Annotated in this window: 23 protein-coding genes; 11 read left to right on the top strand and 12 right to left on the bottom strand. The window is 45.7% G+C overall.

Translation table 11 applies throughout. The features are described 5' to 3' along the window. Positions 1-6: 6 nt before the first annotated feature. On the bottom strand, positions 7-2,091 hold the full coding sequence (locus K7A41_RS02895) for an ATP-dependent nuclease (protein ID WP_265712540.1): 2,085 nt from the start codon (positions 2,089-2,091) through the stop codon (positions 7-9). Between the two features lie 127 nt (positions 2,092-2,218). After that, positions 2,219-2,734 (bottom strand): hypothetical protein, encoded by a 516-nt coding sequence (locus K7A41_RS02890; RefSeq protein WP_265712539.1) that lies wholly within the window; start codon positions 2,732-2,734, stop codon positions 2,219-2,221. A gap of 924 nt (positions 2,735-3,658) precedes the next feature. On the opposite strand from K7A41_RS02890, the gene K7A41_RS02885 reads away from it, so the two are divergent. Next, on the top strand, positions 3,659-4,042 hold the full coding sequence (locus K7A41_RS02885) for a hypothetical protein (protein ID WP_265712538.1): 384 nt from the start codon (positions 3,659-3,661) through the stop codon (positions 4,040-4,042). 153 nt (positions 4,043-4,195) lie between these two features. On the opposite strand, the gene K7A41_RS02880 is transcribed toward K7A41_RS02885, so the two are convergent. Then, a complete protein-coding gene (locus tag K7A41_RS02880) occupies positions 4,196-4,429 on the bottom strand; it encodes a hypothetical protein (RefSeq protein WP_265712537.1) in 234 nt (77 codons plus the stop codon). A gap of 374 nt (positions 4,430-4,803) precedes the next feature. Between K7A41_RS02880 and K7A41_RS02875 the strand changes: the two genes are divergently transcribed. Genes K7A41_RS02875 through K7A41_RS02865 form a run of 3 tightly spaced genes read left to right on the top strand, consistent with a single transcriptional unit; the run spans position 4,804 to position 10,692 of the window. Continuing rightward, positions 4,804-6,108: a TlpA family protein disulfide reductase gene (locus K7A41_RS02875; RefSeq protein WP_265712536.1), complete on the top strand. Its 1,305-nt coding sequence runs from the start codon at positions 4,804-4,806 to the stop codon at positions 6,106-6,108. Next, a complete protein-coding gene (locus K7A41_RS02870; RefSeq protein ID WP_265712535.1) occupies positions 6,108-9,320 on the top strand; it encodes a SusC/RagA family TonB-linked outer membrane protein in 3,213 nt (1,070 codons plus the stop codon). Before K7A41_RS02875 ends, K7A41_RS02870 begins: the two co-directional genes overlap by 1 nt. A 13-nt stretch (positions 9,321-9,333) precedes the next feature. Beyond that, complete coding sequence (locus tag K7A41_RS02865; RefSeq protein ID WP_265712533.1) at positions 9,334-10,692, top strand: RagB/SusD family nutrient uptake outer membrane protein; 1,359 nt, start codon at positions 9,334-9,336, stop codon at positions 10,690-10,692. A gap of 57 nt (positions 10,693-10,749) precedes the next feature. Here the strand turns inward: K7A41_RS02865 and K7A41_RS02860 are convergent, their stop codons facing one another. The 4 genes from K7A41_RS02860 to K7A41_RS02845 all read right to left on the bottom strand — a co-directional run bounded on the left by K7A41_RS02860 (position 10,750) and on the right by K7A41_RS02845 (position 14,012). After that, positions 10,750-11,100: a hypothetical protein gene (locus tag K7A41_RS02860; protein ID WP_265712532.1), complete on the bottom strand. Its 351-nt coding sequence runs from the start codon at positions 11,098-11,100 to the stop codon at positions 10,750-10,752. Continuing rightward, positions 11,057-11,863 carry a MauE/DoxX family redox-associated membrane protein gene (locus K7A41_RS02855; protein WP_265712531.1) on the bottom strand — a complete coding sequence of 269 codons (807 nt, stop codon included), beginning with the start codon at positions 11,861-11,863 and terminating at the stop codon, positions 11,057-11,059. Before K7A41_RS02855 ends, K7A41_RS02860 begins: the two co-directional genes overlap by 44 nt. Positions 11,864-12,231: 368 nt before the next feature. After that, the gene (locus K7A41_RS02850; protein WP_265712530.1) at positions 12,232-13,320 is read right to left on the bottom strand and encodes a hypothetical protein; all 1,089 of its coding nucleotides are present in this window, start codon (positions 13,318-13,320) and stop codon (positions 12,232-12,234) included. Next, positions 13,317-14,012 carry a hypothetical protein gene (locus K7A41_RS02845; RefSeq protein WP_265712529.1) on the bottom strand — a complete coding sequence of 232 codons (696 nt, stop codon included), beginning with the start codon at positions 14,010-14,012 and terminating at the stop codon, positions 13,317-13,319. The genes K7A41_RS02850 and K7A41_RS02845 overlap by 4 nt, the downstream gene beginning before the upstream one ends. Before the next feature lie 363 nt (positions 14,013-14,375). Between K7A41_RS02845 and K7A41_RS02840 the strand changes: the two genes are divergently transcribed. Both K7A41_RS02840 and K7A41_RS02835 read left to right on the top strand, forming a co-directional pair. Next, a complete protein-coding gene (locus tag K7A41_RS02840; protein ID WP_265712528.1) occupies positions 14,376-15,425 on the top strand; it encodes a hypothetical protein in 1,050 nt (349 codons plus the stop codon). Between the two features lie 11 nt (positions 15,426-15,436). Beyond that, positions 15,437-15,733: a hypothetical protein gene (locus K7A41_RS02835; protein WP_265712527.1), complete on the top strand. Its 297-nt coding sequence runs from the start codon at positions 15,437-15,439 to the stop codon at positions 15,731-15,733. 50 nt (positions 15,734-15,783) lie between these two features. Here the strand turns inward: K7A41_RS02835 and K7A41_RS02830 are convergent, their stop codons facing one another. Continuing rightward, positions 15,784-17,631 (bottom strand): PAS domain S-box protein, encoded by a 1,848-nt coding sequence (locus tag K7A41_RS02830; protein WP_265712526.1) that lies wholly within the window; start codon positions 17,629-17,631, stop codon positions 15,784-15,786. A gap of 176 nt (positions 17,632-17,807) precedes the next feature. Between K7A41_RS02830 and K7A41_RS02825 the strand changes: the two genes are divergently transcribed. Beyond that, positions 17,808-18,251, top strand: a complete 444-nt coding sequence (locus K7A41_RS02825; RefSeq protein WP_265712525.1) for a GNAT family N-acetyltransferase — start codon at positions 17,808-17,810, stop codon at positions 18,249-18,251. A gap of 23 nt (positions 18,252-18,274) precedes the next feature. On the opposite strand, the gene K7A41_RS02820 is transcribed toward K7A41_RS02825, so the two are convergent. From K7A41_RS02820 to K7A41_RS02810, 3 genes are all read right to left on the bottom strand, one after another. Next, on the bottom strand, positions 18,275-18,580 hold the full coding sequence (locus tag K7A41_RS02820; RefSeq protein ID WP_265712524.1) for a hypothetical protein: 306 nt from the start codon (positions 18,578-18,580) through the stop codon (positions 18,275-18,277). A gap of 90 nt (positions 18,581-18,670) precedes the next feature. Further along, the gene (locus K7A41_RS02815) at positions 18,671-19,120 is read right to left on the bottom strand and encodes an Hsp20/alpha crystallin family protein (protein ID WP_265712523.1); all 450 of its coding nucleotides are present in this window, start codon (positions 19,118-19,120) and stop codon (positions 18,671-18,673) included. A 266-nt stretch (positions 19,121-19,386) separates the two neighbouring features. Beyond that, positions 19,387-19,776, bottom strand: a complete 390-nt coding sequence (locus K7A41_RS02810; protein ID WP_265712522.1) for a VOC family protein — start codon at positions 19,774-19,776, stop codon at positions 19,387-19,389. A 74-nt stretch (positions 19,777-19,850) separates the two neighbouring features. On the opposite strand from K7A41_RS02810, the gene K7A41_RS02805 reads away from it, so the two are divergent. After that, entirely contained in the window at positions 19,851-21,023 is a 1,173-nt protein-coding gene (locus K7A41_RS02805) for an MFS transporter (RefSeq protein WP_265712521.1), read from the top strand. A gap of 4 nt (positions 21,024-21,027) precedes the next feature. Next, a complete protein-coding gene (locus K7A41_RS02800; RefSeq protein ID WP_265712520.1) occupies positions 21,028-21,777 on the top strand; it encodes a DeoR/GlpR family DNA-binding transcription regulator in 750 nt (249 codons plus the stop codon). A gap of 334 nt (positions 21,778-22,111) precedes the next feature. Here K7A41_RS02800 and K7A41_RS02795 read toward each other — a convergent pair whose 3' ends face one another. Then, positions 22,112-22,312, bottom strand: coding sequence for a hypothetical protein (locus K7A41_RS02795; protein ID WP_265712519.1), 201 nt, complete (start codon positions 22,310-22,312; stop codon positions 22,112-22,114). Here K7A41_RS02795 and K7A41_RS02790 point away from each other — a divergent pair. Next, on the top strand, positions 22,301-23,488 hold the full coding sequence (locus tag K7A41_RS02790) for a DUF6377 domain-containing protein (protein ID WP_265712518.1): 1,188 nt from the start codon (positions 22,301-22,303) through the stop codon (positions 23,486-23,488). The genes K7A41_RS02795 and K7A41_RS02790 overlap by 12 nt on opposite strands. A gap of 226 nt (positions 23,489-23,714) precedes the next feature. Next, positions 23,715-25,124 (top strand): SGNH/GDSL hydrolase family protein, encoded by a 1,410-nt coding sequence (locus K7A41_RS02785; protein ID WP_265712517.1) that lies wholly within the window; start codon positions 23,715-23,717, stop codon positions 25,122-25,124.

The following is a 25,124-nucleotide window of genomic DNA, read 5'->3' as shown; positions in this document are numbered from 1 at the left end:
ATCTTATTAATTGGATTTTATATGCTCATTGTCTGCCAACCACTCCAATGCTTCTTTAATGTATTTTGGAACATTCCAATATAATCCTGAGTTACTTTCATCAAATGTCATTAAATCAAATGTGAAATTTGTTTTTTGAACAGAAGATGGCTCTACTTCTGATTGGTTACGATTTGTGTCTAAATATATTAGTTCATCTAAATTTCTTAACTTTTTATACCCAAAGCAACTGTGAACATCCTTTTCTTGCTCTTTATTATTTTCGTCCACATATTTATATTTAGCCTTAAAGAAGCTCTGATTACAATTGATAATTGCATTTTCTAAGCTCCTTGCTACGAATTGTTCTCCTTGTTCTGCTATTTGAAATGCAACTCTAATTGTTTTGGATTCATCCAATTTATCCTCGAATTTTAAAGCTAATAAATCGTGTATTTTCTCTTTATTAGGTAGCCAATTGGATAAAGTGTAATTACTGGTTTTCGCATTAGGTTTTAAAACATGACAGCTTTGTTCATCGTTTTCGTCTATAGAATCGATATCTGTGACAATTAAAACTTTAGTATTTAAGAACTTAAAAAATTCTTTAAATTTATGAGAATATGCTCCACCGACTTCAATAATAGAAACATATTCATTTTCAAGACGTTTTGCAGCTTTTTTTATAAATAGAGGCATTAGTAATTTTTCCGTAATACCTTCAACCATGATTACTTTATCAGCAAAGAATAAATCGCATTTATGGAGGTTAAGATATTGTTTTAAAAATCGAAAGGTATCTTTGTTTGTTTCTTTATGTTTAAAGTCGTTAAAATCTTTAACTTCGACAATCGTTTTACCCTCACTGTTATATCTATTAAAATAGCGAATTCTTTCAAAGCTCCTACTGACATTTAATCCAGCTTCTGCAATCATATGAGACGAGTGTGTACTCATAATTATTTGAACTAGAATTTGATCATGAATACGAGCGTTATTGATAGTTTCGCGAATTTGTTCAACGAAAACTTGTTGCATCTGAGGGTGAAGATGAGCTTCCGGCTCCTCAATCATAATTGTTAGGATTTCGGTAGCATTATTAGCTTTTTTCTTTTTGAAATCCTCAATAAATGAAACAACTTTCAATACCAAATAAATCAAATTACTGTAACCTAAGCCATTATAATTCTCGGGAAGTTCAATCCCACCACTTATATAGAAATATTTAATGTTATTTTTAATAATATTTTCTGGGTCAAATTTAGAACGTAATATTATATCAGGAATATTAATCTGTTTATCTACTCCAAATGATTTTAATTTATCAAGAATAGTTTCTAAAACCACTTCATATTTTTGATCTAATTCACTAGATGCTTCTGCAAGGGTGCTTTTCAGGTTCTCAACATCGGTGTTGGCATCTGAATTAATGTTTTTATAATACTCTGCAAAACCTGTGGCCAACGTTCTATTAGTATCTGATTTGGTATCATCGAGCCTTCTTGATGCTTGAATCGTCTGAAAGGTTATTATTGATTTAATCTTGCTATATACACTTTCCTCTATTAGATTATCACCTCCGAAAACTCGAATTGTATAATGGTTTGAAATGTTTTCATTTAACCATTCTATCAAACCAACATCTTTTATAGGACGGTTATCAAATGATTTAAATAGGTTAAATGTGTCATTAGGTTCATATTTAAATAATAAAGTAGCATCAGTTTTACTATCATCTAGATCCGAAATAAAGTCACTGATATTAATAAGTGAGTCATTTAATTTATCATATTCAATATTTATGCTTAAAGTAATCCTAGGTATGGAATTAATTATACTCTTTTCGATATCATCAATTCTATCCTGAATGGTTTCCGTAAGTAACTCTTCCATATAAATTCGATAGCATTCCTTAAATTTCGGATAGCTGTTTAAAGAAAAGTCATGGAAAGAAATTCTGTTCTTGGTGTCAAAAAATAGATTTACGATTTCAAATAAAGATGTCTTACCAGAATTGTTTTTTCCAACAACTAATGTAATATCATCTTCAATATTAATTGTTACATCTTCCAATAGCCTAAAATTGGTTATCGTTAATTTTGTTATTTTCATACTATTCAATAGGTTCAATTTCACTTGGGGTGAAAAGATGAATATAATTGGCGTACAACCTTCGAAATATTTTATAATCGTTCTTTATTTGTTAGTAATAACTCAAATGTATCGAGATTTACAGTTATTATACTCCTCTCTTCTTAATCGGATACTTGGTTACAAATTTTTTCATTAGTTCTCCTGTTTCTCTTCCAGTAGCTTTTTCAATGAGGATGAGTTCATAAGGCTCTGGTGAACCACCGTTGTAATATATGTCAGTTAGTCTCTTCTTATCGATTCCTGTTCTGTTCAAAATAAAATCAAAACCGTTCTGGCCTTCAACCTCAACCTCATCTCTCATGAAAATCCCAAAGTTGCTTCTTTCTTCAACTTTTTCTCCGGTTTTTAGCTCTAAATTTCTATGAGTATATACGGCTTGGATAACATTTTCGATAATATCTCCCGAGTGTACAGCAATTTTATAGAAAGAATGAATCGAAACGCCTTTCTTTTTTTTATTTATTATTTTGCTTATTTCACCTTTTGCTACGTCAACCATATCTGCAAAACCGCCAATTGGCAACCCAGATTTAATTTTTCTACCTTTAACGTATTCCGCAAAATTTTCAATCTCTATTGTAAGCAGTGCCTTCTCATCCATATTATTAAAGATTTCATGGTTTCTGTTATTTTTATTTTGAATTATTGGAAACAATTTTGTATATTTGTTTAGCGATTAGACAATACGGCTATGAGCCATATTGAACGATGTTTTCTCGACCCACAAACGACTAAAATTCCATCGGGGGAACCGTTAAGATCGCCTCATGCTTAAAAAGTTTTACTACTTTTGTCAATAAAGCATGTGGGTGGTCTTGCGTATACTTTAGATGGCTGAGTCAAAATGTCTCTCGAGACATAGACGAATGGGCTAGTCACCCGTGGGTCTAAAGTGCAAGCCACCCCTTGTTTGTATAGGTGGTTTATACTTTCTGGAAACGTTGTTCTTAAATAATCAAAGAATTATGAGAACGACACCAATTAAAATTCTAACACACCAGTATCAGATCAAGGATCGGTTTACTCGGTATTCCGCTAAACAGCATTTCAAAAATTTAATCCGCGCGCCGGATTAGGTTTATCAAATACACAGCACGTGAAAGGAGAGGAGTCAATAAAAAATGGCTCGGACATATGCTATCCAAAAAGAATAGGGTCTTCCCTCCAAACGTGTCTGCCACCGACCCTACGCATCAATACATTAAAATAGAAATTGAAGGCAATGAAGATGGCTTGTACTAAATAATTGTTTCGCAGCTTAAATTTAGTCAAACTTTTCGTTGGAGACAAATTTCTGTGTAAAATATTGTTGTAACACAACAAAGGGTCGGTACTTTCTATTATTATGGATGACCGTGACGAACCATATAAAATAACCTGTAATAAAGAGTAAAACGGCATTCTGAGGTTCAGTTAATTAATTTTTTAACAGTGTGATTTATTGGGCTTTTTGATCCAATAGGGGATTTTTTTGATTCTTTTTTCAAAGGGCCTAAACCATCACACGCCCTCAAAAGCCACAAAAATGAGAGAGCTTTTTCAAAAATTGGTCGCCATTGATATGGCGATGTATGAGATCCATCATCTGGAGTACGACCCAGTAGTATGTATTAAGGAGTTCTGGGGCCGCTATGATATGGATAGCTGCCGCAACCATATGGTCGAACTCCTAGCGATTTACCTGGACAGGGAAAGGGAGGTAAATCCTGCGATCAGTACAGCTGATGTACATCATTTCACTATTGCCCTGTTTCGAATGCTGATGGCCTATTTTATCGTCCATTACCAGCGGATCGATCTGTCGGGAATTGAAATCTCCTTTCAACGGAGTAACAGGTTTATTGCTTGTGAACTTGAAAGTAGTAAGGAAATCTATGATTTTTTTTATCAGCTATCTCAAAACCACTAACAAACTAAATTATGAATACGCTAAAATTTCTAGCCTTTTTAAGGGGCTATATAACCTGTATATTTCAAGCACTCGTTAAGCACACATATAGCACAGATATAGTACTATTTACGCAACTGTTGCGTAAGCAGATTTACAAAGGAAAAACGTACTTCAAAAGTACTTGTTTGGTGCGACGAAATTGCTGGAATAAGAGGGGCTCTTCTGCCTTTCTTCTGACCAACTTCGCCCTAAGTTCTGCCCTTGTTCGGGCGGGCCATCGGTCCTGCATGCATTTTTCATCGGGATTTCTTCGGGTGGACTCGATGAAATCCCGATGCCGTCCCGATGAAAACCCGATGAACGGCCGAAGTTGGTCAGGAGTTGGTCGGTACTTAAGTATACCATTAAGCTACCGGGAGTGTACGGAAAAGGTACTAAAAAGGTACCGAAGAGCTACCAAAAAGCTACTGGAGATATACCAAAGAGGTACTAAACAGGTACATGCTTTCGGTAGCTTTCTGGTGAAGCTTGGGTATAGGCTGCGTACAGGATCCGAATCTTCTTTACCAGTAGTGTGTCGCCGATCGGTAAGCAGAGCTGATGCGTACCGTTTGAAATTTAGTGGTTTACAGACGCTCTGTCGAGTCTTGATGGTTAATGACGAGTCTTTGGCCGTTCAAAAGAAATTGAATACTCACAACGTTTTAAAATGCGTCGGGCAATTTGGTGGCTATAGAAAGGCTTTTCGCATGTCATTGGCATGTGTGTTTTTAGTTTCTATGTTTAGTTTATCGGCTCAGACGCACCGCAAGGACAGCGGGGCGGATGGGCTATCTGATCTAGTTGCGCTAAAACCGGGGGACAAGATTCCCGATGCGGTATGGAATCGGCCGCTTGAGCTGAACTATTTCAATGGCAAAAAGAAAACAATTAAGTTCGCTGAGCTGAAAGGGAAGCTGATTTTGTTGGATTTTTGGTCGACAGGTTGCCCGAGCTGCATCGAGGGGATCCCGGACATGGAGTTGGTCCAACAGCGCTTTAAGGATAAGGTACAAGTTGTCATGGTCAACAGCAAGCGCAATAAGGATACGCCTGAAAGGATAAATAAGCGTTTTAAAAAATATAAAGAGGATTTTAATTACACCCCCGTTTTGCCGACTACACTTGACGATACGTTATTTACATCTCTTTTTCCCCACAACACATTACCTACAATAGCCATAATTGATCCAAAAGGACAATTTGTCCTTAATTCATTTGCGGGCTCCATAACGGAGGATATTATCGGGGATTTTTTAAAAACGGGAATTTCAAACAGATTTATTGAGAAATCGGAAATCAAAAATCCCGAACGAATAAACACATCGCCTTTAGTGGATACAACGGGGCTTCTATTTTGCTCGGTGATGTCCGGTTATCGGGAGAATTATCTTGGCGTTTATCCAGCTGTGGTTTATAGCAAAGGCAATTCACTGTTTCAGGTGGGCAATTACTTTCTCAATACCTGCTATCAGCTGGCTTTTCCGGATGTCTTCGAAGGGTCACAATCGAGCCTTTTCGTCTTTGACGATCGGATCAATAAGGAATTTATCAATCTCATATACGATTTTAAAACAACAAAAGGACAATTTTGGTATCAGTTGTATATGCGTGATAGCATAACACAAGAGTTAGCATTCGATTATTTCAGAAAGGCATTGATTGAACGGTTTCATGTTGCTGCTGAGCGGAAAAAAGGTACTGTTGCCGCTTATAGGCTTTCGCTAGATGCATCACGTCCGCTATGGAAAACCAAAGGCGGAATGTATATCAATAGCGTGGATAAGGGAAATGAATTTTTGATCATGCAGAATGTACCCCTAAATGGCGTAATTAGTTTCATTAGGTCTATTCTGGATAAGCCGGTAATTTTTGAGAGTAAAAGTGCCGAACGGATTGATCTGCGTCTGGCGGGAAACTTTCTTGAACTTTCTGTCGAAGAGAAAATAGCTGCGCTCGAACAGTATGGCATAAAGCTGACGCCAACACAATACAACGGTGAATATCCCTATTTCTATGCAGTATCTACACAAAATACGAAGTAATGAAAGTGTGGTTGACAGCGCTTTTAACAAGCGTATTGTTTTTTATGAGCAAGGCTCAGGAAAAAATATGGATACAGGGTACAATTGTTTCAGCAAATAGTGGAAAGGAGCTGGTGGGTGCGTCCATACGAAACAAAACGTTGCATAATCAGGCAGCAAGTTCGTTAAAAGGAAAATTCGCTATTCAGGTAGGAAGTGTAAAAGATTCTTTATTGGTCAGTTGTATTGGTTATCTAGATAGGACAGTAGCAGCCGGTTTTTTTGAGAAGAATAGGGTGTTAGCCCTTTCTGTCAAAGAGACTTATCTTGAAGAGGCTATTGTCAGTACAGGTTATCAGACATTGAAAGCCAATGAGGTGACAGGTGCTATTGATGTGGTAGATAATACGATGCTCAATCAGCAGGTGGGAATTAATATTTTGGATAGGCTCAATAACATGACAACAGCAATTCGTTTCGACAATCAGCCGATTCAAAATGCCGACCTACAGAAACTGAATATTTCCGTAAGGGGACTGAGCACGATAAATGGAAATTTGGATCCGCTCATTGTGCTCGACGGTTTTATCTATGAAGGCGATATCAGTAATATTGATCCTAATAACATTGAGAGTGTATCTATCTTGAAAGATGCTGCGGCGAGCGCAATATGGGGAGCGCGTGCGGGGAACGGTGTTATCGTCATGACTTCGAAAAAGGGCGCTTTTTCCAAAGAGCAGAAGACAAAAATAACACTCTCAAATACAATAATACTGAAGGAAAATAGCGATCTGAATAAAATTTATCAGCCTCAAAATGCTGATTTTATAGCGCTAGAAAAATATCTCTTTGAACAGGGGTATTACGATTCGGAATTGTTATACCAACCGTATCTTGCACAGTCGCCGGTGATCGACCTACTGGATAGACGTAAGCGAAACCTTATTTCGCCTGCGGATTCGGCCAGTGCTATAGCTCGCCTTATGGAGCAAAATGGACGACAAAACTATATGGACGCTTTTTATAATGTGCCAATTGTGAATCAGCACGCCTTGAATATATCGGGCGGGGGGACACGCAATTCCTATGGGTTTGGCGTTGGATATACTGGGAATAAATCCGAACTGGGGGCTTTTGATAGAAAGATTAATATTCAATTGTCTAATAGTTTCAGACCTACGGACAATATACAGTTAGACCTCCAGGTGTTATATACCAATCAGGACAGCAGAAATGGCAGACCCGAATTCACATCGTTGGGCTACAGTAGTACGCAGGTTCCATATCTTCAATTTCTAAATGAAGATGGAACTGAAATCCCATTTGAAAGGGAGTATAGGAGTAGTTACTTGAAAGACAATTATACGGATGGTTATCTACCTTGGGATTACTATCCATTGTCGGAATACAGATATGCGACAGACCGGCGGCAGAATAATGAGTGGTTTTCGACCCTGAATCTTAAATATAAGGTATTGCCATATCTTCACTTGAGTGTTGGCGGGCAGATTCAGCAGCAACGTATAGAAAATAACGAGCTGAATACTTTGGAAAGTTATGAAGCGCGAAAATGGATCAATCAGTTTACCATAATAGGTACGGGTATTACACCTACAAAATATAATATTCCACTGGGTGGTATTAAACGCTATTCAGCTGCTGAGGGTAGGTCTTATACCATGCGTGGTCAAATTGATTTTAACAAATCTATTGGTCGGCATATGCTGGTGGGTATTCTTGGTGGAGAGGTGCGGGAAAACATGTCTAACACAAATTCTTATACGGCCTACGGATATAATGAGTTGCCGATGTCAAGTACTTCGGTAGATTTTGTAAGCCGTTTTCCAACCTTGCCAGATGATGGCAAAAGTCGGATACCGGGAGCGCCCCAATTTTTTAAAAATGTAAATCGATTCGTTTCGCTTTATACCAATATAAGCAATCGTTTTATGGACCGTTACGGTTTGTCCATGAGTTTACGTAGAGACGGGGCTAATATCTTTGGTGCATCGACCAATGATAAATGGTCGCCACTCTGGTCTGTGGGTGGGTCTTGGGAGCTGCATAAAGAGTCTTTCTTTAAGCTTGCGCTGTTTGACTATCTGAAATTGAGGACAACCTATGGAACAAGCGGCAATGTAGATTTACGACGATCACCTGATCCAATTGCGTATATCGGTTCGGCAACCTATACTAATTATCCAATGTACCAGATCAGTACTTTGAATGATCCCTTACTGAAATGGGAAAGAGTGGCAACAACTAACCTGGGACTGGACTTTTCATTAAGTAGGGGAAGATGGTCAGGTCGTATTGATTACTATGTGAAAAAAGGTAAAGATTTATATGGACAGAGCGAATACGATTATACAGCATGGGGCTTACAAGGAACAGTCGTTAAAAATGTAGCAGCAATGCAAGGACAAGGAATTGACATTGACTTAAATTCAAAAAATATAAGTGGAAAGATCAATTGGGATACCCGAATGATATTAAGCCTGAATAGAAATAAAACAACGCAATATTACAATCTGCAAAACAGTGTCACATCCTTTCTCTCGAGTGGAAATACCATCACACCGATCGTCGGTAAACCGCTGAACGCTTTGGCGGCCTATAAATGGATGGGGTTAAACGAATTTGGTGAAGGACAGGGCCTACTGTATGGACAGCTAAGTACAGACTATACAGCGATACGCAATCAGGCCAATGCATCGCCGGAAGGAAACGAAAGTATCGTCTATTTTGGATCCTCTAAACCTCAGGTCTTCGGGAATATAATCAATACGCTCGCTTGGAAGTCTTTAATGTTTTCTTTCAATATAAGTTATAAGGGTGATTATTACGTCAGGCGTCCCGTTACATCCTATTTTTCGCTGTTTGCCAACGGCACGGCTTACCCGGATTTTGATCAGCGGTGGCAGCAGCCGGGGGATGAACAGCGCACGCATGTTCCTGGTATGAAATATCCTATAAAATCAATGGCAGATGCATTCTATCAATATGCGGATATCAATGTTTATAAAGGAGACCATCTGAGGCTGGAATATGTTTCCCTGACCTGGCAGGGTAAGTATGCTGTCAGAAATCGCACATTTAATATGGGGCTTTCGGCAAATGTGGCTAATCTAGGAGTAATATGGCGCGCAAACAAGATTGGTCTTGATCCGGAGTTCCCATACCGAATTAGTCCACCGAAAACATTTTCAGTCGGATTAAAAATTGATTATTAAGCTTAGGACAATAATGATGAAAAGATTTGTTAAAATGATGTGGATAGGCGTATTCGTTTTCACCTTGTCCGCTTGTAAAAAATATCTGGATGTACAGTCAAACTATGGTTTGGCTGTACCCAATAGCTTGGACGACTTACAAAAGCTATTGGATGATAGCCAGATCATGAATCTGAGGTTCCCTTCTTTTGGCGAAGCTTCGGCAGATGACTATTACCTGAATCAATCTATATATGATGCATTAATTGACTATGGTCAACAGACCTATATTTGGCAAAATTATCATATGAATTATGGAAATGACTGGTCCTCCTCTTACAACACTGTTTACAATAGTAACCTCGTGTTGGACCGTATAAGGAAAATCAATCGAAATGATATCAATGCTAACCAATATGACGCCATTTATGCTTCTGCTAAATTTTATCGAGCTAGCCAATATCTGGCGTTATTATGGACCTATTCAAAAGCATACACGCAAGGTTCAAAAGCAGATATGGGCATTGTGTTGCGGAACAGTTCGGATTTTCATGAGCCATCGTATCGGTCTTCAATAGGGGAGTGTTATGAAAAAGTAATTGGAGACCTGAAAGAATGTAGTGGTATGCTGCCTGAGAAAACTAGTCATGTAATGCGTCCCAATAAGTATGCTGCTTATGCTACATTGGCTCGTGCTTACCTTTCGATGCAGGTATATGATTCGGCCCATTATTATGTTGATCTAGCCCTAAAATACAATGCTGATCTGCTTGATTTTAATAACTTATCTGAAGTAAAGATGACGGCGTCCTACCCATTTACGATTTTTAATAAAGAAACTTTATTTTATGCTGAACTATTGACAAGTATCAATTTGACAAGTTCGCGAGCATTGACGGATACGCTCCTTTATCGTTCTTATGAAAGCAATGATCTTCGGAAATTAGCTTACTTTAAAGTAGCTGCTGACGGAACGGCTACTTTCAGAGGAAGTTATGCGGACGCTTCAAAACTATTTTCAGGAATAGCAACAGACGAGCTCTATCTTATACGTGCCGAATGCAGCGTGAGAATGGGGGATGTAGATACAGGAATAGCGGACTTAAACTATCTGCTCAAGTACAGGTATAAAGTGGGTACATTTATTCCTCATGTCATAAAAGATCAAACAGAAGCACTAGCTTTAATCTTAAAAGAACGAAGAAAGGAATTACTTTTTAGGGGGCTGAGATGGATGGACCTTAAACGGCTGAATGCAGAGGGAAGAGAAGTCTTAATAGCAAGAGAACTAAATGGGCAATTGATTGTTTTACAGCCAAATTCTAACGCTTATGCACTTCCTCTTCCTGAAGATATCGTTAGATTGGCGGGAATACAGCAAAATCCGAAATAAAAAAATGTAGATAAAAAGAGTGAAGGGATAGTCTGGTCAGACTATCCCTTCTTTCATTTATCCCCTATTGATCGGAGTAAATGGTGTTGTGCTGCTACCACCAGTCCTAGATGGGATATGGTTTCCACCAGACGTTGCCGTAGCACCTAACTGAATCTTTGCCGGATTCAGCTGATCTGAAGAATTCAGATCGGATTCATCTACAACCTGTGAGCAAGCCATAACGTTTGCACTATTACAGTCCTCATCATTGGGAGTAGTTGTCCAGCGTGATTCATCAGCGACTTGAGACGCATCTTTTGGATCACCATGGAAGTAAATAGTCACAGGATCTAACTTCTTTCCTGCATAAGCCTCAGCACCTTTAAATGCCGAGAAACCGATAATCATGGCTCCTCCTAATATCATGTAGCCATAATTGTTTAGAAATTTGGTAAGCATTGCGCTTTCTCCTTTCTGTATGGCAAGCCATTAATTGATTAGTGAAATTGCTGGCTTGCATACCTCTAGTGAATATTTGCCGGTACCGTCCGCAGTACCGGTCGTATCTGAATGTCAGGCTGCCTACTATAGGCCTACTGACGTTGTAGTGTTCGGGCACTTGGTAGAGGCTGTCCGGTAGATGCCATAGATCAGTCCTCGCCATAGGTGTACTCCTGTAGGTCAAAATGCCGATCGACACAATGCCGATAAGCGCAAGTGCAATGTCGGTCCCCGCCGCTAATGTGCTGCTGCCTTTCAGCATAGGTGATAGCCGCATCTTCCATCCAAGTATGGATAGGCCCAGCAGGCCGACATTGACCAGCAGGTGGCTGCCCCAGCTGATGCGGCTCAGAAAACTGGTGCACATGCAGGGCTTCTGGGCATAGACATCCAGCACGCCCAGACCGATGTACAGGGTAAAGATGGCAATCAGCAGCGTGGAGGCCTGCCATCCCCGGACCTGCAGTGTGCGTGACGGTACCGCCAGCAGTAGTCCAATACCGATCTCGACTACCGGAAGCAGCCAAAAGAGCAGGGGGGCAAGCGGGCTGATCACGGGCTGCTGCTCCAGGGCAATCCGGAAAGCGTCCAGCTGCCAGATCTTGTCCATGCCCACATAGACCCAAAATAGGAGCATCCCCGCACGGAGCAGCCGATGTAAGTGGTTTGTAGTCTTATTGTATTCCATAGCCTGTATATTGTTGTCGCTATAATCGCTTTGTCAGTTTCAGTAACAGGGCGCTGTACCTGATCCATCTCCCGGTACAGCGGCCTGTTTAAGCGTCAGCTTCTACTTCTCGTACGCTTCAGGACAAAGATAGATCGCATATCAGGGCTACGGAGGGGTAGTATATGCTCTCGCGTGTGCCGATCAATGGGCTTTTTGGTGAATGGAGAAGGGGGGAGGGGGGAGGCTGGAGGAAATGACGTCAGTTCCGGCAGCTCGGTAAAACACGGCACAGCAAGGCGGAGAGCTGTGTTTTTGGCCTGTGAGCGCAGGCACTATGGCAGGGGTAGTGGAGGAATACCCCTGCTTTTTGAATTTTTCTGATGATTTTAACGGCTCAGCTCCGGAAATTTTTCATGTAGTTCACTGAGCATCGTCTTCAGCACCTTGCGCAGCCGGACAGCGGCAGCATATTCGGCGGCTCTGTCCATTTTGGTCAGGCTATGTGTCGACAGCAGAGTACCCTCCCTGGTCTTGATCAGTCTCGAAAATTCCTGCGCCACCTCTTTTTTTTCTGAAGACCGCGTGATATCGGCCTTGACACAGAGATGTAACCACAGTTTCAGTTCCTTCCCGTTGAAGTTGCTATGGATATACTGTTCTGCCCCTGCCGCCCCGGCGAGCTGCAGCTGCCTGTTGCCGGACTGTACATATTCGCACATCAGTTTGAGCAGGCTCCTGCGGTTGTTGTCATAGGCAAAGTCCGGGATGCAGGAAAAGTGTTTGGGATAGCGCAGCAATCTCTCCGTAAACGAGGCGTCTTCATCATACATCTCTTTCCAGCGGTTAAAGAATCCCATATGGTTAAAGTTGAGGTTGACCATCAGTACCAGAAAGCGGAAGTGCCAGTTTTTGCCCTGACGGCTATCGTCGGACAGCTGCCGCAATGCATCAATCAGGTGGGGCAGATAGTGCTGGTGATGGTACTGTATATAAGGGATCTTCCCGTCTTCAAACAGGCTATCGATGGCCGAGAGGATCTCGTCGAGGTAGACCTGCGGGATTTTCTTTCGGGCCAGTTTTTCAAAAATGCTGTGAATATGGCTGTTGACATAGTCTTTGACCTTGTCGCGGTAATGGCTGGGGAGCGTCGTACGGGGATCGATATCTTTTTTGAAGAGAAACTCAATGCGCTCGAGCAGTTCCTCGAGTGCATTTATGGCGGTACGGTCCTCAATACAGTTGTGCCTTAGGAAGCTATCGAGCTTTTGATGCAGGCGCAGCAGTTGTGCATGATAGAGCTGCACCGACTGACCGGCTGCCTCCACACTATGGGCCTGCCGGTGCGCCTGCAGGGCCTGAACAAAATTGTCCTGGCAGGCAACGGATATGCTGGATAGCCGCTCGGGGATCTCCTTGGCCTCCAGGCGGCCCAGCGTTTCTATCATGAGGGTCAGGGGATGTAGGCTTACGATCATTCGTACCTCCTTTTGATATCTTTATGGTACCAGGGCCAGCCATATACGCCGGGGTGCATGGTCAGCCTGAGGGTATCCCCCTCCTTGGTACGTTCATGTAATTGGGGATGGACGTCGATGGGGACGGTTTGCTGTTTGCCTTCAAACGTAAGTGAAAGCCATAGTTCATGGATATCGCAGCAGGCGGGGCACTTCTGCACGACGACAGCTGGGAGACGTACGGCTTTTGCATTCGGAATATGCTGGCAGTTGTTCATGATCAGCAGCATGCGTACGTACCAGGTGCATGCTGCAATCATAATCGGTAGCTGTATGCCGTACAGGCGGGCGATACTTGTTTTTTTCCTGAAGATCAGATGGACAAGCAGGCAGGAGCCGAGTGCCAGAGGCAGGCCTCTCTGTACGGCCGGCCAGAAGGGCTGTGAACTGATAAGCAGCTGGTAGGGCAGCCGGTCAAAGACCGAAATACTGCTCACCTGCAGGCAGATAAATAATAAGAGGAAGAGCTGCATGATCACCTGATGGCTACGGATTTCAAAAAAAGGGATCAGCAGTACCAGTACCCCGATGCTATACACGCGTAAATGAAATGCCGAAGCCAGAAACAGGCCATAAACAGTGGTCAGCACGGCGATGGCAATCAAAATATAATTGCGGCTGAACCGGCGAACTGGCGTATGTGATGTATTCATGTGTATACAGTTTATAATCAGTAGCTTGCTCTGTTTCAAATTTACGGAATAAGCCAGCCAATCTTTTCGGATATCAGCATTATTTCAACAAACGGTTATTTTCTGCATTTAAGGTCAGCTTTCTGCAAGGAAGGTATAAATTTTGGCAACGAGGGTATTAATTTTCTGCTTTTTGGGTAATTATTCCCGCGCCAAAAATCGGGCATGAGGGTGTAATTTCGTTATAAATGAATTGTTTATGAAAATATTGGCTAAATTTATAAGACAAAAATTCCCGATGACGGGATTTATACAGGACCTTACTTAGCCAATTTTATCTATGGGTCGGTTAGTGTATTTGTCCGCATATTTAAACAGTAAATTATGAAAGGTAATCAACTGGTCAGGTATTCTAAAGATACGGAGCTGCAGGTGCATTATCCAGACTTTATCTGGTTGTGGATCGCTTCGTTTTGCTTTGGTTTCGTGTGTTGGTACCTGGGCTATATCGGCGCCCTGATGACCTGGTTTGAAAATATGCCTTTGGTGGTCAGTTATCTGTTTTATGTGCTGGTATCGGCGGCAGCTTTCTTTTCGATCAGTGCAGTCATCAAAGTACTGGATAGAAAAATGAACTGGCTGACGGTTCCCGAAAAAAGGTTCAGCATGCAGTTTTTCTGCTGCTTCATACTCCCGGCAGTATTTTTATTTGCCGTGACTCAGCCGATTGCGTTGCCAAAAAACGAATGGCTATGGCTTCCGTTATCGGTCATCTTCGGAGCCGTACTGATGCTGAATCTGGTGTATACCTTATATTTTTACTGCATTGTGTTCGTGGTGGAAAGGCGACACAGGTTCTGGCTGCAGCAACAGGTGTGTGAACTGGAGGAAAAAATAATGGACCTCAGGAGTCAGCTTCCCCCGTACGCACAAGGTGAGCACACGGCTACCGAAATGCCCCCATCTGGGGAACTGTCAGCTGAAAGTGATCCTGCGGAAGAAATTGATGTCGCCTCTGTACGTGCATTAGATCCACAACAGGAGGCATTTTTGCTCAATAACAGGCTTTTAACAAAGAAGATTATGTATGACGAGCTGGGCATGTTCGAATATGAAAATACCAGCAACACGCCCTTGGTCAAACTGTACCTCAGAAAGGATATGACCGAGGATTTTGCCTGTGAACAGCGTAGCCTCAACGAAGTTGTGCGTGATACCGGAGGGTACGTCCAGAAGATAGACCGGCACCATGCCATACCGCTTCATATGATACAGACCTGCCAGCAGTTAAAGGGAGGGAAGCTCCGTATTGCGCTGAATGTTCCCTTTGATGGACAGCTTGAGTTTCAGGTGTCGTCCAGGATTTCGAGACGTATCAAAGAGTGGGTCATGCTGCAGGTGCCCATTGAAAAAGATAATTATATGAATCAATAAAAATATTGGCTATGGAAAATCTGATAAGCAAAACCTGGAAATGCCGTGCCACAGGTAAAGTAGCCTTTCCATCCTTAATGGAGGCAAAGTGGCGTATGTTTCAATTTAAGGTCAGGAGCCGTATCAAAAATAAACTCAACGGCAAACGGATTAAGCACCGCATGGGTAGATACGCCTGCAAACGCGCCTATTATTGTCCGTATTGTGGTGGATATCACATCACAAAATGGAAAAAGGCAGATTACGAACGTTATAGAAATCTGGTCATGGGCTGGAATATTTCTTCCTCCCCATCGGTTTCTTTCTGATAGTATTGCTATAGATGAGTACTTGCACTCCGGGCGCAGCGGGAACAAGCCTAGGCCTGTGGCAGCTTGAACGAAAAGACAGAGCCCTGGCCGGGTTCGCTTTCCACCTCGATCTTGGTACCGTGGTACTTGAGGATCTCGGCCACGATGTAGAGGCCGATACCGAAGCCCGATATGCTGGTCACTGTCTCGTTTTCTACCCGGTAAAAACGCTCAAATAATTTCTGCTGGTCGGCCGGGCTGATGCCCACGCCCTCATCCTGTACATAGATGCGCAGTGTACCATCGACCTGCTCGCAGCCGATGGTTACCCGGCCTCCCTTGGGCGAGTATTTGATGGCATTGCTGACCAGATTGTTGAGTACCTGCCCGATTTTATCGCGGTCCGCAAAGATCGTCGAGGCCGGCTCACATAGCACATGGATCTCATGATTTCTGGCCATCAGTTCGGCCTCCTCCTTCACCTCCTGCATCATCTGGCCTACCTGAAAATGTTCCTTGCGCAGCTGTATTTTGCTCTCTTCAATGCGGGCCAGACTGAGGAAGTCACGGATCATCGCAATCATCCGGTTGGCATGGTTCTCGATTTTTGATGCCATCTTCATGCCCATGGTATCATGGCTCTGGCTGCTCATCTTTTGCATCACCTGTGCCGAAAGCAGGATCGAGGTCAGGGGTGTTTTCAGCTCATGACTCACCATCGAGACAAAATCGTTCTTCTTGCGCTCCTCCTGCTTCTTCGCCGTGATATCCCGCGCGATCTTCGAGACGCCGGTGACTTTGCCGCCTGCCGAGATCGGAGAAATCGTCAGCGAAACATCGATCAGTTTGCCGCTTTTGGTGATGCGCTTGGTTTCAAAATGTTTGATGGACTCACCGGCCCGCATGCGCTGCAAAATATATTCTTCCTCCTCGTGCCGCTCTTCGGGGATGATTTTCAGGATCGGCTGCCCGATCATCTCCGCGGCCGAAAAGCCGAAGATCTGTTCCGCAGCGTGATTCCAGCTCGTGACGATGCCGTCCAATGTTTTGCCGACAATGGCGTCGTTGGAACAGTTGACGATGGCGACCAGCTGGGCATTATTGACTTCGGCCGTCTTGCGCTCGGTGACATCCAGCACCGATCCGATGATCCGGTTGATCTTGGTGTTACCCTCCAGGAGGGCTATGCCGCGGACCTCGATCCACAGGATTTTATGCTCGGGCTTAACGACTCTGCAGGTAAAATTAAAATGTTTATCGCCTGTGGTGTTTTGCAGCTGATGCATGACCTCTTCGATGACGGTCAGGTCCTTGGGATGGATCTGTTTCAATACGCCAAAGATGCTGCTCTCATCGTAGCTGAGTCCCAGTATCTGCTTGGCTTCGGTTGAAAAATAGACTTTTGAGGTGTCAAAATCCCAGTCCCACGTGCCCAGGTCGGTGGCTGCTATGGCCAGCCGCAGACGCTCCTCGCTTTTTTTGAGCAGCTGCAGGATCTTGTTTTTCCGTTCTTCCTGTTCGATCCACCGCGCTTCGTTCTCCACGGCCTTGGTGACGTCCTTGGTAATGCAGCGTGAATGGATAAACCTGCCATCGACAAACAGCGCATTGGAGCTGATCTCCACGTGTTTGAATGTCCCGTCCTTACAGCGAAGGCGGGCAGGAAAGTCCTGTATGGTCTCGTCATTTAAGAGCCGTACATAGATTTCCTCCATGGCCTTGGGATCGGCATGGAAATCCCGCATAGAATGGCCGATATACTCTTTCCGGGTATACCCCAGTAAGTCGAGCTCAGCCTGATTGGCCCATATAATAATGCCATTGCCGTTAACACGACGGAACGGTACGCACGCATTTTCAAAAAAATCGGATAGTTCGTCGTTTTTTAACCTTAGTTCATCTATTTCATCATTCATCTTTGCCAAAATCTTAGGTGTAAAAAGGCTGTGATCGTCGGTCTCTAGTTACTAACGTAAAGATACTGATAATTGTTTTAAAAAATTGGATAATTGTTTACCTAAATACATAGAAAATTAGGCGAAAACGCTTAGTCTTTGAAAGAAAGCGACGTTTGGGGCAGAAATCACACTTTTTGTGTTTAGATTTGCCCGGTATGATCAGGACAGTAGAAGCCGCCGAATACCCGGTGCTGATAAAAATATGGGAGAGTGCCGTGCTGCATACGCACGACTTTCTCCGCCAAGAGGATTTTCACTATTATAGGGAGCAGCTGCCGCTCTATTTTGGGCAGGTCACTCTGCTGGGCTACGAAAGCGGTGGCAGCCTGGCCGCCTTTATGGGCATAGCGGGCCCGAGTCTAGAGATGCTATTTGTGCACAACGACTACAGGGGGCAGGGCATCGGAAAGCAGCTGCTTGTGCACGCCATGGAGCAGCTGCAGGTCACCAGGGTGGATGTCAACGAGCAGAACAGGCAGGCCGTCGACTTTTATGAACATATGGGATTCCACGTTGTCAAACGGTCGCCGCTGGACGGACAGGGCAAAGCCTATCCGCTGCTGCACATGAGTTTATGAACGCGGGCGGAGCTACCTTGACGCTACGAAGCGGAGTTTTCCATATTGAGCACGCGGAATGCTTTTTTGATGATGGCCTTGGTATTTTCGGCCAGTTCGTCGAGGGTACAGTAGACCGACCGGACCTGCCTGCGGTCTGCGCCGGCTCCATTCAGGATCAGGTTGATGCGCAGCAGCCGCTTGCCCGAGGATGCGGGCTCCCCCAGCAGCTCGTCAAACAGTTCGTGCACAATACTGCTGCAGCTGCCCAGGTCAAAGCGGGCAATCTCGACCTGTCCGCCCCGGCAGGGCATCAGCACTTCGATATGGTAGTCTGATTTTTTCATCATATATAACCTTTCAATAGCCTGTTGAACACAATTAAAAAAGTTGGTCTCCGCGCAGGGAGACCAACTTGAGATGACAGTCTAAAGTATAGTTTATGAAATAGGAATGGTACGTGGTTCTTTCCGTTTGGCCTCTTCCTTTTTGGGGATGGTGAGCTTGAGCATACCATTTTCATAGCGGGCTTCGATATTTTCCTGATCGACCACGTCCTTCTGCAGCTCAAAGCTCCGCTGAAACGACTGGTAGCTGAATTCGCGCCTAGTATAGTTGTCCTGTTGCTCCTCATGCTTCTCCTCTTTGGCCGAGGAAATGGTCAGCAGGTTGCCGTCCAGGGTAACTTTAAAATCGTCCCTGGCCATACCGGGTGCGGCGACTTCGACCTCAAAGGCATCTCCATTTTCTTTGATATTGACCGCCGGAACGGTGGTACTTGTAGATGAGTAATTGCTGTTGCCCCAGTTTAACAGTTCACGGTTAAAATCTTCAAACATGGGCATAAACATCGGTAAATTGTTCCAGTTTCTTTTTGCGAGTTTCATCATAACCTCCTTTTTTGAAGTGAAAACAATTAATTTAATGTTCTTTACACATACAGTCCTGCGACTGTATAAAAAGTACCGCAAAAAAAATACCGATTGCCAAAAGCTGAAATTTTTTCCTGAAAACTGTCAATTTTTCGCTGAAATGCTGACAGGATGCAGAATGAGGGGCGTCCGCTAAAGCGAAGGCGATTCTGTGTGCCCGCCAGAGGACAATCCTATCGGGAAGATCAGTCGCTGAACGCGATCGGGCACTCCCGTGTGATGCATCATGCCACAATTTCGATGGGATTGCCTTCGGGGTCCAATACCACACTTTCGTAATAGCCGTCGCCGGTGGTCCGCGGTTCTCCGGCGATGCTATAGTGGTCGGCACGCAGGCGCTCGGTAAGCGCATCCACGGCCGCGGGGCCCCCCACCTGAATGGCAATATGGGTGTAGCCCTTGCTGCTGCCCCTGCTGGGCGGCGCAGCGGCGATACCGCTTCGCTGCATGAGTTCCAGCCGCGCACCCCCATCTCTGAAGGTCAGGAAATAGGAACTGAATCCTTTACTCACATTGGTATACTTCGCACTGCTCGACGTACCAAAGTAGGTCGCGTAAAATTGGCGCATCGTCTCCAGATCATCGACCCAGATCGCCAGATGTTCTATTCTCATCGCTGTTCATTTTAGATATGTTTATTTGCAATATTATGCAATTTTGCATAATATTGCAAAATTAACTATAGATAATGAGAATGGATAGAACGATACAAAAAGCAAAGACAGCGACACAGTGTATATTTTTGGTCTGCGGACTGGCAATCGCAAGCTGGGCTCCGATGGTACCTTTTGCCAAGGACCGGTTGGGCATGAATGAAGCCGAACTGGGTATCCTGCTGCTTTTTCTGGGCGGCGGGGCTCTGCTGATGATGCCCGTCTCGGGCTATCTGATCGGCAGGGTGGGAAGCCGCAAGGTGATACTGGTGTCGGCTTTGCTGTCGGCACTCATACTGCCTTTTCTGCTGCTGGTGTCGGATCCGTATCTGATGGCCCTGGTGCTGCTGCTATTCGGCGGGAGTATCGGTACGGTGGATGTGGCCATGAACGCGCACGGCGTACAGGTGCAGAATGCCTTTGGCCGGCCGGTGATGTCGTCCCTGCACGGTCTGTACAGTGTAGGTGGTCTCTTTGGGTCGATCGGGCTAGGTTTTTTAATGAAGATGGGCCTCGATCCCATCTACGCCGCCATGTTCATTTCGGCCCTGCTGATCGTCTTACTGGCTGTTCAGTATCCGCAGCTGCTGAGCCATGCTGCCGAAAAGGGCGTGATCCGACAATATTCGCATGTGGATGAGGCTGCTGCCGCACAGGGCCGTTTTCAATGGCTACGGGGCAGTGTGCTGGTGCTGGGACTGCTCTGTTTCATCACCTTCCTGTCTGAGGGGGCCATGCTGGACTGGAGTGCTGTGCTGCTGCGGGACAGCAAAGGGCTGCCGCCTGAATTTACGGGTATAGGCTATGCGGCGTTTTCGGTGGCCATGGCAGTCATGCGGCTACAGGGGGATGCGCTGATCAGCAGGCTCAGCAGCATGGTGGTCGTCATCGGCGGAAGCCTGCTGGCTGCCCTGGGAATCTTTGTTTTGCTGTTTAGCCCCTGGATCGCCTTGTCGATGGCCGGATTTGTCCTGTTGGGCATGGGCGCGGCCAACATTGTGCCGGTATTTTTCAGTGAGGGCGGCCGCATCGACGGACTGTCGCCCACGGTGTCCATTCCCGCCATTTCCACGATCGGCTACGCAGGGCAGCTCGTGGGGCCGGCGCTGCTGGGCTTTATCGCACACCATTTTTCTTTGACTATTGCCTTCGAAACAATAGCTTTGCTCTTTGTAATGGTGGCCCTTATCTATAGATTCAAAAAGTAGCATCATGTTAAAGGAAGAACGCTTTGAGATCATCCTCCGTGAACTGAACAGCAGGGCGAAGGTCAAATTTGAGGAGCTGGCCCTGCTGCTGGGGGTATCGGAGGATACCATACGCCGCGACATCGACGTCCTGTACCGCAATGGCCTGCTTTCCAAGACACGGGGCGGTGCCATGCTGCGCGAAAAAGATCCGCTGACCTTCCATGACCGGCAGTCTTTTCTCACCCGCGAAAAGGATATTATCGCGCTGAAGGCGCAGCAGCTGCTCAAAGATGGCATGACCGTCTTTGTAGATGGCGGCACCACGGTCTGGGCGATGATCAGCAGCATGCCGCTCGAAAGGCGGATCCGCATCATTACCAACAACTTGTCGGTTGTCCCCATCGTCGAAAAGTTCAAACAGGTGGAACTGGTACTGCTCGGCGGAAATTATGAGCCGGATCTGGCCATCACCTCGGGCATGACGACCTGCGCGGAAGCGGCCAAATACATCGCAGACCTCTTTATTATGGGTACCTGCGCCGTGGATCCGCAGCTGGGGGTATCGGCGGTATCGGCTGCCGATGGTGAGACGAAAAAAGTGATGCTGCAATGTGCCAAAAGGACCGTCGCACTGGCCGCTCAGAATAAGCTTTATCAGACCGAGCACTTCAGGGTCTGCGATCTGGATGCGCTATCCGCTCTGATCACCGATCTGGATGCCAATGATCCGGCACTGGATCCCTTTCGGAAATCGGGCCTGCAGATGATGTGATGTAGATCCGGAGTCCCACTATGTTTGTCCGCACGGCGCATCGATAAAGCAATAAATTTTTGTTTATCTTTGGCTTGGATTGATCAATTACATACCTGTGAAAGCGAAACATATTATTCTTGTCTGTATCCTTGCGATAGCGAACTGTACACCTTCTTTTGCGGCAAACGTCGACTCGCTGCTGCGCGTGCTGGACGGGGCCATCAAAGACAGGCCTGCTTACCTCAGCCGCAAGATCGGGCAGATCGATGCGGTCAGGCACAAACTCAGCCGGCACTCTTCCTTGAAAGAACGGTACGACATCCAGAATCAGCTCATTTTTGAATTTCAGACGTTAAACTGCGATTCTGCCCTGGCCTACATTGAGCGCAATATTGATATTGCGGAGCAGCTGGGCGACAAGATGCTGCTGAGCGAGAGCCGCGCCAAGCTGGCCTTTGTACGGGCCATTTCCGGCCTGTTCACGCAGGCTGCAGATGTGCTGCAGCAGATCGACTACGACCGGCTGCCCAATCACCTCAAGGTGCTGTATCACTGGAGCAATATCCGCTACTACGAAAACCTGATCAAGTATACCGACAATACACGCTATACGACCGACTACGAGGGGGCCATTGCACAGTCCCGCAGCAGCCTGATGGGCCTGCTGGACAGCAATTCGGAAATGTACCTGAAAGAAAAATCCTTTGCGCTGAAGGCGGCCGGCAGATTCCGGGAATCAAAGGATATCCAGCTGCGGCTCTTTGCCGGCGAAAAGCCGGATACGCATGGCTATGGCATGGCCGCGATGGGACTGGCCCTGATCTATAAAGAGCTGGGGCAGATGCAGGAGGCCGAACAGTACCTAATCCTGGCGGCCATCACCGATGTGCGCCTGGCCATCAAAGAGAACGAATCGCTGCTCACCCTCGCGGTCTACCTCAACCAGAAAGGGGATGTCAACCGTGCTTTTACCTATATCCAGGCAGCGCTGGATGATGCAAACTATTATAACTCACGGTTCAGAAACACCGTCATCGCCCGCACTCAGCCCATCATCGAGGCGACCTACCTGGCAAAGATTGAGCAGCAGCGCAAAAATCTGCGCATGTATGCCATCGTGATCAGCGCCTTTGCGGTGATCCTGATCCTGACGCTCTATTTCCTCTTCAAGCAGATCCGCAGCGTGTCCCGCGCCCGCAAAAAGCTCAATGTGACCAATGGGCAGCTTACGCTGGTCAACCGTAAGCTGGATGAAGCCAACCTCGTGCGTGAGCGCTACATCGGATATTATATCAATCAGTGTGCGGTATATCTCGATAAGCTGGACGAGTTCCGGAAGAATGTACACCGCAAGCTCAAAAGCCGGCAGCTGGATGACCTGATGCAGCTCACCTCCTCCGGCGAATCGCTGGAGAAATATGCACAGGATCTATACACGGATTTCGACCGTACCTTTCTCGAAGTGTATCCCCATTTTGTCGACGAGTTCAACAGCCTGCTCAGGCCCGAGGAACGCTACCAGCTCAAGAAGGACCGGCTCAATACCGAACTCCGTATTTTCGCGCTGATCCGCCTGGGGATTTCGGACGTTCACCAGATCGCCGTATTTCTGCGCTATTCCATGCAGACCATATACAATTACAAGAGCAAAGTCAAGAGCAAAGCCCTCGGCGACAGCGAGCATTTTGAGGATAAGGTCCGAAAACTGGGTGCCGTACCGACAAACTGATTCCAAAACATTTACCAAATCCTGATTTTGGGATTAATGTAAGTTATTGATTTTTAGTATATTGATTGCTTTTTAGGTTTAAAATCATTTACCAGGAGCCCTACCTGCTGATTCAGGTGGGGCTCCTGCGTTATACATTTGTTCCAAGGGAAATGACGCCCGTGCAAAGACCAATTTTCATAAATCTATCACTGCGATAAACTGCCGGCGTCACAATATTAATCTTATGGGAACATATTCTAAAAAACTCTTTTTGGCGGGACTGAGCATTCTCCTCTCTGTGGGAACGGTCCTTCGTGGCCTCGGGCAACAGATCGTGCCTTTTAAAGATGGCGACCGTGTCGTCTTCCTGGGCAACAGCATTACTGATGGGGGCCATTATCACTCATATATATGGCTGTATTATCTCACCCGCTTTCCGGGACTGAAGCTTCAATTTTTCAATGCGGGCATCGGCGGCGACCGGGTGGTGGAGATGCTGCGACGCCTGGATGGTGATGTGTTCAGCAAAAAGCCCACGGTGCTGATCACCACCTTCGGCATGAATGACTCGGGCTATTTCGAGTACAATGGCGCCGAACCGCAGGTGTTTGCGGATACCAAGGTCAGGGAATCCCATGAGGCCTTTAAGGACATGGAAAAGCGCTATAAACAGCTGGTGGGTACACGGCTGGTGCTGCTGGGCAGTACGCCTTATGATGAGACTGTGCAGATCAAGGACAATACGCCGTTTAAAAATAAAAATAAGGCCATGCAGCGCATCGTCGATTTTCAGCGTGAATCGGCCCGGGCCAACGGCTGGGAATTCTTTGATTTTAATGAACCTATTACCGCCATCAATGTGCAGGGCCAGCAAAAGGATCCCGGTTTTACGATTTCGGGAAGCGACAGAGTGCATCCGGACAACAACGGGCATATGGTCATGGCCTACCTATTTTTAAAAGCTCAGGGCTTTGCGGGCCGTGAGGTCGCCACGGTGACTGTCGATGCGGCCCGGCAGCGGGTCGAGCAGGCCAGCAACTGTAGGGTGGACGGGCTGCGCCGCTCGGCAGCTGCACTGGAGTTTGACTACCTCGCGGCGGCACTGCCTTACCCGCTGGATACCACAGCACGGGGCTGGGGCGCCAGATACAGTCAGCACGATGCCGTCGGGATCGTGCCCTTCATGGAGGAGATGAACCGCGAAACCCTGCAGGTCAAAGGCCTCCGGGGCGACCAGGTTCTCTGGATAGATGACGAACAGATCGGCACCTGGTCCGCAGCGGACCTGGCAAAAGGGATCAACCTGGCCGCACAGACGCGGACTCCCCAGTACCAGCAGGCCCTCAAGGTCATGTACCTCAACGAGGAACGCTGGGAGATCGAACGCCGTTTTCGGGATCTGGCCTGGGTGCAGTACAACTTTTTCCAGCCCCGGGGACTCCTGAATGCCGACAACCGCAAGGCGATCGAAGTCATGGACCAGCACGTGGCCAACGATGGCTGGCTACGCGCCAAAAGGGACCTGTATGCCAAAGCGATGCATCCCGAAGTGCGGGCGGCCTGGCAGAGCCAGATCGAGGACCTGCAGCGCCGTATGAACGAAGTAAACCAGCCTGTAAAACATCGCATCCGCCTGGTGCCGGCAAAGAAATAA

It is taken from the genome of Sphingobacterium sp. InxBP1 (assembly GCF_026191775.1).
GTDB classification, from domain to species: Bacteria; Bacteroidota; Bacteroidia; order Sphingobacteriales; family Sphingobacteriaceae; genus Sphingobacterium; species Sphingobacterium thalpophilum.
The sequence above is the reverse complement of the archived record's forward strand: the minus strand, read 5'-3'. Positions and strand labels throughout refer to the sequence as shown.

What these genes read in the sequence shown, in the direction of transcription:
- K7A41_RS02895 (WP_265712540.1), bottom strand. Translation starts at nt 2,091, where the DNA reads ATGAAAATAACAAAATTAACGATAACCAATTTTAGGCTATTGGAAGAT.
- K7A41_RS02890 (WP_265712539.1), bottom strand. Translation starts at nt 2,734, where the DNA reads ATGGATGAGAAGGCACTGCTTACAATAGAGATTGAAAATTTTGCGGAA.
- K7A41_RS02885 (WP_265712538.1), top strand. Translation starts at nt 3,659, where the DNA reads ATGAGAGAGCTTTTTCAAAAATTGGTCGCCATTGATATGGCGATGTAT.
- K7A41_RS02880 (WP_265712537.1), bottom strand. Translation starts at nt 4,429, where the DNA reads ATGGTATACTTAAGTACCGACCAACTCCTGACCAACTTCGGCCGTTCA.
- K7A41_RS02875 (WP_265712536.1), top strand. Translation starts at nt 4,804, where the DNA reads ATGTTTAGTTTATCGGCTCAGACGCACCGCAAGGACAGCGGGGCGGAT.
- K7A41_RS02870 (WP_265712535.1), top strand. Translation starts at nt 6,108, where the DNA reads ATGAAAGTGTGGTTGACAGCGCTTTTAACAAGCGTATTGTTTTTTATG.
- K7A41_RS02865 (WP_265712533.1), top strand. Translation starts at nt 9,334, where the DNA reads ATGATGAAAAGATTTGTTAAAATGATGTGGATAGGCGTATTCGTTTTC.
- K7A41_RS02860 (WP_265712532.1), bottom strand. Translation starts at nt 11,100, where the DNA reads ATGATATTAGGAGGAGCCATGATTATCGGTTTCTCGGCATTTAAAGGT.
- K7A41_RS02855 (WP_265712531.1), bottom strand. Translation starts at nt 11,863, where the DNA reads ATGGAATACAATAAGACTACAAACCACTTACATCGGCTGCTCCGTGCG.
- K7A41_RS02850 (WP_265712530.1), bottom strand. Translation starts at nt 13,320, where the DNA reads ATGATCGTAAGCCTACATCCCCTGACCCTCATGATAGAAACGCTGGGC.
- K7A41_RS02845 (WP_265712529.1), bottom strand. Translation starts at nt 14,012, where the DNA reads ATGAATACATCACATACGCCAGTTCGCCGGTTCAGCCGCAATTATATT.
- K7A41_RS02840 (WP_265712528.1), top strand. Translation starts at nt 14,376, where the DNA reads ATGAAAGGTAATCAACTGGTCAGGTATTCTAAAGATACGGAGCTGCAG.
- K7A41_RS02835 (WP_265712527.1), top strand. Translation starts at nt 15,437, where the DNA reads ATGGAAAATCTGATAAGCAAAACCTGGAAATGCCGTGCCACAGGTAAA.
- K7A41_RS02830 (WP_265712526.1), bottom strand. Translation starts at nt 17,631, where the DNA reads ATGAATGATGAAATAGATGAACTAAGGTTAAAAAACGACGAACTATCC.
- K7A41_RS02820 (WP_265712524.1), bottom strand. Translation starts at nt 18,580, where the DNA reads ATGATGAAAAAATCAGACTACCATATCGAAGTGCTGATGCCCTGCCGG.
- K7A41_RS02815 (WP_265712523.1), bottom strand. Translation starts at nt 19,120, where the DNA reads ATGATGAAACTCGCAAAAAGAAACTGGAACAATTTACCGATGTTTATG.
- K7A41_RS02810 (WP_265712522.1), bottom strand. Translation starts at nt 19,776, where the DNA reads ATGAGAATAGAACATCTGGCGATCTGGGTCGATGATCTGGAGACGATG.
- K7A41_RS02805 (WP_265712521.1), top strand. Translation starts at nt 19,851, where the DNA reads ATGAGAATGGATAGAACGATACAAAAAGCAAAGACAGCGACACAGTGT.
- K7A41_RS02800 (WP_265712520.1), top strand. Translation starts at nt 21,028, where the DNA reads ATGTTAAAGGAAGAACGCTTTGAGATCATCCTCCGTGAACTGAACAGC.
- K7A41_RS02785 (WP_265712517.1), top strand. Translation starts at nt 23,715, where the DNA reads ATGGGAACATATTCTAAAAAACTCTTTTTGGCGGGACTGAGCATTCTC.